This is a genomic window from Cellulophaga geojensis KL-A (assembly GCF_000568425.1).
GTDB classification, from domain to species: Bacteria; Bacteroidota; Bacteroidia; order Flavobacteriales; family Flavobacteriaceae; genus Cellulophaga; species Cellulophaga lytica.
Genome location: NZ_ARZX01000042.1, coordinates 1 through 7474, shown reverse-complemented (window position 1 = coordinate 7474; position 7474 = coordinate 1). Strand labels below are relative to the sequence as shown.

Below are 7474 nucleotides of genomic sequence, written 5' to 3'. Positions count from 1 at the left end.
AACCGTAACTGACGGTTATACCTACCGTTGTATTTCATACCCACAAACATCACGTATGACACAAAATCCCGAAGAAGAAGACTTGTTTTTTAAAATTTTAGAAGCTGAAATATCTAAAAAAGTTGAAAAATCTAACAATAAAAAAACAACAAAAAATATTTTTGACAATTATTCTAAATTTTTTGCCAAACGCCCAAAAATAAGTCTTAATTGTAAAGCTAAAGATTGTGAATTATCAGCAATTCAGTCACATTCAATTTCGAAAAATGCAGTTTTAAACAATATTTCTATAAAGGGAAAAGTATACACACCATTAGTAGAAAAGAGTACTATTAAAATGGGAAAAGTCGGAGTTGAATCCCAAGCTTCCGTTTTTCCTTTTCTTTGTAATTTGCACGATACCAAATATTTTTCAGAATTAGATAAACTAAATTTAGACTTCTATTCAAATGTATTTTTCGAGCAATTAATCTCAAGAACATTATCAAAAGAAATTTACAATCGAGAGAGGAATTTATCAATAACTGAAGAAGTTTTATCTAAATTAAATCTTGATTTTGAACAAACAAAACAAAGTTTCATTGAAAACTTTAACAAAAAAGGAATTCTATCAAGTGCTAAAGTAACAGACATAAAAGATAGTCGATTTTCTTATCTAAAGTATAAAAAAGAATTAGAAGAAAAATTAAAAAGTGACCAATGGAAATTGGCTAAAACTGTAAACTATTACAAATCAAATCCGAATATTATTAAGTTTTTCCAAATTGAAAAAACTCTACCAGTGGCATTTTCAGGAATAACTAATTTTTATGAAAATAATTTAGAAGTACATTTAATAATTAACTGTTTGCCATATAAGAATGAAACATTATTAATTTTAGCCTATAATGAGAAAGACGAACCAATAATTGAAAAAGAATTATTCTCAAAATATGATTTAGAAAACAACGATTCTCTTTTAAATTTTATAGAGGTAATTTCTGTAAATGGAACTGATAATATTTTTTTCGATATAAAATATTGGGATAATCTTCCAGAGGAAACTCAAAAAAAGTATATTAAAGATTTTTCTAATTTTACAGAAACAGACCCAAGAAATGAATTAACTTATTCCTTTTTAGAATGGGATTACAGATAAAGTACGAAAATACAACAACGTGTATAATTAATGGCTAGTTTTAGCTTACTTACGAAAATCCTCGCGGATTTTCTATTCGGTTTATATTTGCTAAATTAGTTGCTTAAACACGCCACTAATCATACACAAAACCGTTGTGTGTAATGTAAAAATCGTGCTGAAATTGAACATTTGAACTAAAAACGCCAACGCACAGTCAAGCACATTTATTTTTTTCCAACGCTCAATTCCAACGCTCAAAAAAATAAAAGAGCTTGCCTTTTCCCACCGCACACAAAATCCGAATGATGATATTTCTACTCATTTAGTGAGATAATCGAAAAACTTGATTATTTTAGTGGACTGAATTAAAGAATTCAAAAATGAACCGAATAAAAGAGGTTTTAGAACAAAAAGGAATTAAGCAAATTTGGTTATCCGAACAGTTAGGAAAAAGCTATAATATGGTAAATTCTTATGTTCAGAACAGGAGACAACCGAGTATCGAAGATTTATATAAAATAGCTGAAATACTTTCGGTTGACGTAACAGAATTATTAAAGAGCAAAACCAATGTATAAAGAATTAATAGAAACACCTGAATTACATTGCGTTTCAGAACCACAACTAGACTTATTCTCTTACACAGAAGAAAATAATTTAGAAGACAACTTTAAAATAATTTCAGAAAGTAAAAAAATAGAGTTTGAATCTATTGGAAAAAACACACTTATAGGAAATGGAAATTGTGTGGATTATTTGAAATTTATAGATACAAACACAGTTGATTTAATATTAACCGACCCACCATATAATCTTGGAAATTTTATGCACAAACGCAACACAAATCTTGTGAAAATGCGTGAAAATCAATTTGCATATGCAGGTTGGGACAATTTATCGCAAGACGATTGGGAAAAGGAAATGGAAGTCTTTTTTCAAGAAAGTAGCAGAGTTTTAAAGAAAAGTGGTTCTCTATTACTTTTTATGTCTTTAATAAAAATTGAAACAATTATAAAAATTGCATCAAAATATAAATTCTATTATAAGACAACAGGTATTTGGCACAAAACTAATCCAATGCCTAGAAATATGAATATCCATTTTGTAAACTCAACAGAAGCTTGGGTTTATTTCGTAAATAATGACACTTCTGGAACATTTAACAATAATGGAAAAATGGTTCACGATTTCATAGAAACATCTTTAACCACAGCAAAAGAGAAAAAGTTTGGAAAGCATCCAACACAAAAACCAACAAAAATAATATCGCATTTTATTAAACATTTATCAAACAAAAATGATGTTGTCCTAGACCCATTTATGGGAAGTGGAACAACTGGTGTTTGTTCAAGAAAAATGAACAGAAAATTTATTGGTATTGACTTGGACAAAGAATATTATGAATTATCAAAAACAAGAATGCTAAATGAATAAATTAAAAGTTGTTGATTTATTTGCTGGCGTTGGTGGCTTGTCGCAAGGTTTTATTTCAAAAGGATTTGAAATAGAGTTTGCTATTGAATACATCAAAGATATTGCACATTCTTACAAATTAAATCATCCTAAAACTACTGTTTATGATGAAGATATTTCGCAAATAGATTTAAGCAAACTCAAAGACAAACATAAAAACATAGACGTTATTGTCGGTGGACCACCTTGTCAAGGTTTTTCGCAGAAAGGAAAAAGATTAAGCATAAATGACGACAGAAATTTTATGTTTAAAAAATTTATTGATGCAGTTGCTGTTTTTCAACCTAAATATTTTGTTTTAGAAAATGTTCCGAACGTCCTAACGACAGCAGACGGATTTTTTAAGGAAGAGATAATCACAGGATTTGAAGAACTAGGTTATGTAGTAAACGCAAAAACGCTTAATGCTTCCGATTTTGGCGTTCCTCAAAATAGAAAACGTGCTTTTTTTGTAGGTTCCAAAAATGGTACTTTACTCGAATTCCCTAAACCTAAAAAGAAAAAAACAACAATAAAAGAGGCAATCTACGATTTACCATTCATTGCATCTGGAGAAGGTTGTGAGTTTTTTGAGTACGAAAAACCTACTAATTCAGATTATCAAAAAATGTTAAGAAAAAATTCAAAAGGAATTTTCAATCATTTCGCAACAAATCATTCTAAAATAGCTTTAGAGCGTTTGGAACTTATACCAAAGGGAAAAGGTAGAGAGGTTTTACCAAAAGAGCATAGAACGAAATCTATTTACAGCGGAACTTGGTCTAGATTATTAGAAGATGGAATTGCGTCAACAATTACAACTCGTTTTGACACACCTTCTTCTGGCTTGTTTACGCATCCAATACTAAATAGATGTTTAACAGTTCGAGAGGCTGCAAGAATTCAATCATTTTCGGATTCCTTTATTTTTTATGGTACAAAAACATCACAAATGAAACAAGTTGGCAACGCAGTTCCACCATTATTAGCTAAAGAAATTGCTACAATAATATTAAACGATTATAATAAATGAACCTACCAAATCAATTAACAGAAAGAGAACCAATAGACCCAAAACTGGCTGTTGGTTCATCATTACCAAACCCAAAAGGGTTATTGGCTATTGTTTTAGCTCTTTATCTAGTAAATGAAGAAAAAGACCATTTAGATTATTCTGATAAAAGTGGAAACACTATTATTCTAAAACCAAGTTTAATAACTTCATTAAAAGCTTTTTTTAATGGAATAACTGGTTATAATGCAACAGAAATTGACTCATTGGCATCTGCCAATCCTTTAGTGGAAATGCAAATTGAACCACTTCAAGTTCCACTTCAATTGTTTTGGAAAATCGCCAAAATAAATATTCTTGGAACAGATTCCTCAAGTGGAGAAAGAACTGGTGGTGTTCGTTTTCCAAAAGAATTGTTCTTTACCACAAATATGGATATCCTAAAAAATGTAATTTCAAACGAGAATGGAGATATTACAAATACCGGAAAAGAATTAATTTACAGTTGGCTAACAAATAACAACACACCAACTTCTTCAGTTAATATTGAGCAAAAATTAACAAAAACTTTATCCGTTTTTTCAGAAGAGACACTATTTAAAACTTGGAATAATTCAACCGAAATCATCTTTCAGCAAGAAGGCATCTACAATGCTTTTGACACTACAAATGCAACAGTTGATATTGGAGGAACTAAAGAAATCAAAGGTACTTTACGTAATTTAAAATCATCCATCTCAAAAGACATTCATCCGTATTTAAAAATCTCTAGTAGCAATGTTGAGCTTAAAAACCCAAGTCTAGCAACTCAATTCGACAATTACCAGAAAAGAGTATCAAACTATTTAGACTTGAATCCAAAATCTATTGAAATTAAAATAGTAGAAACAGAAGAAGAGATTAATGTTGATGATGTTACGATTTTAAACAAAATCTATTATGGAGCACCAGGAACAGGTAAATCACATAAGGTTAACGAGTTATTGAAAGGTAAAGAAGAAAGAACAGAAAGAGTAACTTTTCATCCAGAATATGATTATGCTTCGTTTATTGGTGGTTTTAAACCAATTACAGAGGTAGATGCTGAATCTGGAAAAGAAGAAATTAAGTACAAATTTGTACCTCAAACTTTTACAAATATTTATGTAGATGCTTGGAACAATAAAGACAATGAATATTATTTAGTGATTGAGGAAATTAATAGAGGTAATTGTGCTGAAATCTTTGGCGATATATTTCAATTATTGGATAGAAACTCTGACTATAGTATTACGCCATCTAATGAATTAAAACAATATTTGGTTAAAGAACTTACCTCTGTTGATGGAATAAAAGGTATTGAAAATGGTAAAATGAAATTACCATCAAATCTTAATATTTTAGCAACAATGAACACTTCTGACCAATCACTATTTCCAATGGATAGTGCATTTAAGAGAAGATGGGATTGGGAATACATACCTATAAACTATGAAAAATCAGAAGAAAACCCATCATCACATTATCAAGTTGTTGTTTCAGATTCAATATCATTCTCTTGGCTAGAATTTATTGAAAAAGTAAATACAATAATCAAAGAGAACCCAAATTTAGGAATGGACAAATGTATTGGTAATTACTTCATAAAAGCTAAAGACAATAGCATTACACTAGAAGAGTTTATTAATAAAGCAATTTTCTATTTATGGAATGATGTTTTCAAAGATGAAGACGACCATATATTTGAAGAAAACACTTTTTACGAAGACTTCTTCCCTATTGCAACAAAAGGAAAAGAAAAAGTATTAAAAATACTTGAAAAGATTGGTTTAAATACACCTGAAAAAGAAGATTAGATGAAAATTCTAATTGAAGGAGCATATTATCCAATTACAACTCTTCAAAATATTTTTGACGACCCAAAATTTTACACTCAAAATGGTTTAGAAGGCAAAATAATATCTGTTGGTTATTATCATTCATTTGAAAAAAATGAACTGGTTTATATGTTGCCAAAAGTATTTATGACTGATGATATCAATTCTGTTTTTGGTAAGACAAAAGATGAATTATTGGATTTAGATTCAATAAAAAACATTAAACACGATTTACAGTACAATTGGATTCGGCAATCATCTTTATATTTTTACAATAGCCTTTTAGAATATAGAAAGAGAATTACAGATTCTCAAATAGTCAATAAAACGGAGCGTTTTGAGCTAAACACAAATCTTGGAGACCAAGAATACTCATATCTAGATTTGCTTTTGTCGTTTGTGAATTTTTATAAGAAAAACAAAAATCATATTCTATATAAGCACATAGAGTATAATTCAAATCAAGCAAAAAAACCAAAATGGGAAAAGACCATAAGAAAGTCTTTGCCTATTCTAACTTCTAATAATTTACCAATTTACGTTTCTATTAGAAACAAAAAGAAAACTGTAAACAAAGAAGAAGAATTATTAACCTATTTCTTTTCTATTCTAGAAAACTTCAACCAAGACCATAACCTTAATTTAAGGATAGATAAATCTTTTAAAATTATAAAAGGTAATTCATTCAAAAACCTTCAAGCAAATGGTCTTACGAAGCTAAAGAAAATCAAGTATCGATATTTTAATGACACTCTGAAAAGAATGTATGCTTTATGTGAGATATACTTTACTCAAACTGATAAAAGTAGTTCTAAAAAAAAGAGAGAAGATTTTCTATCGGTAAATAATTACAATTTAGTTTTTGAAGATATGATTGATAAATTATTTTCTGACGAGCTAAATAATACGGAAGTTAATAATGTGTCGCTTAAAGATTTGAAAAAAAATGATGATGGTAAAATAATTGACCACATTTATGATTACAAGTCTTTAATTGACACGAGTAATATATTTTACATTGGCGATTCTAAATATTACAAATCCAATAGTGAAGCAGGTAATCTGTCAAAATACAAGCAATTTACATATGCGAAAAATGTAATTCAATTTAATATCGACCTACTTAACAAAGACAAAAATAAGCCTTACAAGACAGGAATTAGGTATAGAGATGAACTTACAGAAGGATATAATATAACACCGAACTTTTTCATTTATGGATACATTGAAAATGAAGAGAATTTTGATGAACATTTAATTGAAAAAAAGAAAGATTTACCAGTTAAATCATTCCATTACAAAGACCGATTATTTGACAGAGATACTTTATTTGTTCATCAGTATAAAATTAATTTCTTATTTGTATTAAAAGCATATACCAACTTCAATACAATAAAAACTCAAAAATTCAGAGAGGAAGTTAAGAGGGACTTTAGAAAACACTTTATTGACTTTTTCAATGATTCAAAAAGCTGTGAATTTGAATTTTACAAGTGTAAATCAACGTCATTAAAAGATTATGAATCTATAGTATCGAACAATTTTAAATCTCTAAACGGAAAATGTTATGTGAATATGGAAACGGAATTGATTCTAGCTAAACATATTGAAAACGGAATTGAGGAATCGATAATGAAAGAGTTTGAACTTATAACAGAATTAAAGTAATGAAAAGCCAACGCTCAAAGCCATACACATTTGCAATTCGCACCAGCCAACGCTACACCCAAAATTGCAAAAGAGTATGTCTAGCCAACGCTCACATTTGAACTAAATAACAAACATCGGAAAACCAAGCAGAACGGAAAAACACTACACACAACAATGTATATAAAACATAGCTATTACAGGCTTTTCGAGAGATTTGTGCTTATTTATTAAGTCCGCCAAATTTTTATTTTTGTATATTTAAAAAAGAAAAAAGTTAAACATAAAAAATAAAAATTCGGCTCGTGTATAATCCGAAACGATAGTGTCTTTTTACACGCTACGTTTCATATACGGAGACGTTGTACCACATATAAACAAAACATT

At 29.0% G+C, this 7474-nt stretch carries 6 protein-coding genes; all 6 read left to right on the top strand.

Features of this window, described 5'->3' with window-relative positions:
- Positions 1–1138: hypothetical protein (locus KLA_RS16805; protein ID WP_235183592.1), on the top strand; the 1138-nt coding region annotated here is incomplete at its 5' end.
- Between the two features lie 362 nt (positions 1139–1500).
- Positions 1501–1698 carry a helix-turn-helix domain-containing protein gene (locus KLA_RS16800; RefSeq protein ID WP_011708788.1) on the top strand — a complete coding sequence of 66 codons (198 nt, stop codon included), beginning with the start codon at positions 1501–1503 and terminating at the stop codon, positions 1696–1698.
- Positions 1691–2554 (top strand): DNA-methyltransferase, encoded by an 864-nt coding sequence (locus KLA_RS16795; RefSeq protein WP_084470777.1) that lies wholly within the window; start codon positions 1691–1693, stop codon positions 2552–2554. The genes KLA_RS16800 and KLA_RS16795 overlap by 8 nt, the downstream gene beginning before the upstream one ends.
- Positions 2547–3605, top strand: coding sequence for a DNA cytosine methyltransferase (locus tag KLA_RS16790; protein WP_034647237.1), 1059 nt, complete (start codon positions 2547–2549; stop codon positions 3603–3605). The genes KLA_RS16795 and KLA_RS16790 overlap by 8 nt, the downstream gene beginning before the upstream one ends.
- A complete protein-coding gene (locus KLA_RS17735) occupies positions 3602–5419 on the top strand; it encodes an McrB family protein (protein WP_051456147.1) in 1818 nt (605 codons plus the stop codon). The genes KLA_RS16790 and KLA_RS17735 overlap by 4 nt, the downstream gene beginning before the upstream one ends.
- A complete protein-coding gene (locus KLA_RS16780) occupies positions 5420–7108 on the top strand; it encodes a hypothetical protein (protein WP_034647235.1) in 1689 nt (562 codons plus the stop codon). It abuts the gene before it with no gap.
- Positions 7109–7474: the final 366 nt, after the last annotated feature.

What these genes read in the sequence shown, in the direction of transcription:
- KLA_RS16800 (WP_011708788.1), top strand. Translation starts at nt 1,501, where the DNA reads ATGAACCGAATAAAAGAGGTTTTAGAACAAAAAGGAATTAAGCAAATT.
- KLA_RS17735 (WP_051456147.1), top strand. Translation starts at nt 3,602, where the DNA reads ATGAACCTACCAAATCAATTAACAGAAAGAGAACCAATAGACCCAAAA.
- KLA_RS16795 (WP_084470777.1), top strand. Translation starts at nt 1,691, where the DNA reads ATGTATAAAGAATTAATAGAAACACCTGAATTACATTGCGTTTCAGAA.
- KLA_RS16790 (WP_034647237.1), top strand. Translation starts at nt 2,547, where the DNA reads ATGAATAAATTAAAAGTTGTTGATTTATTTGCTGGCGTTGGTGGCTTG.
- KLA_RS16780 (WP_034647235.1), top strand. Translation starts at nt 5,420, where the DNA reads ATGAAAATTCTAATTGAAGGAGCATATTATCCAATTACAACTCTTCAA.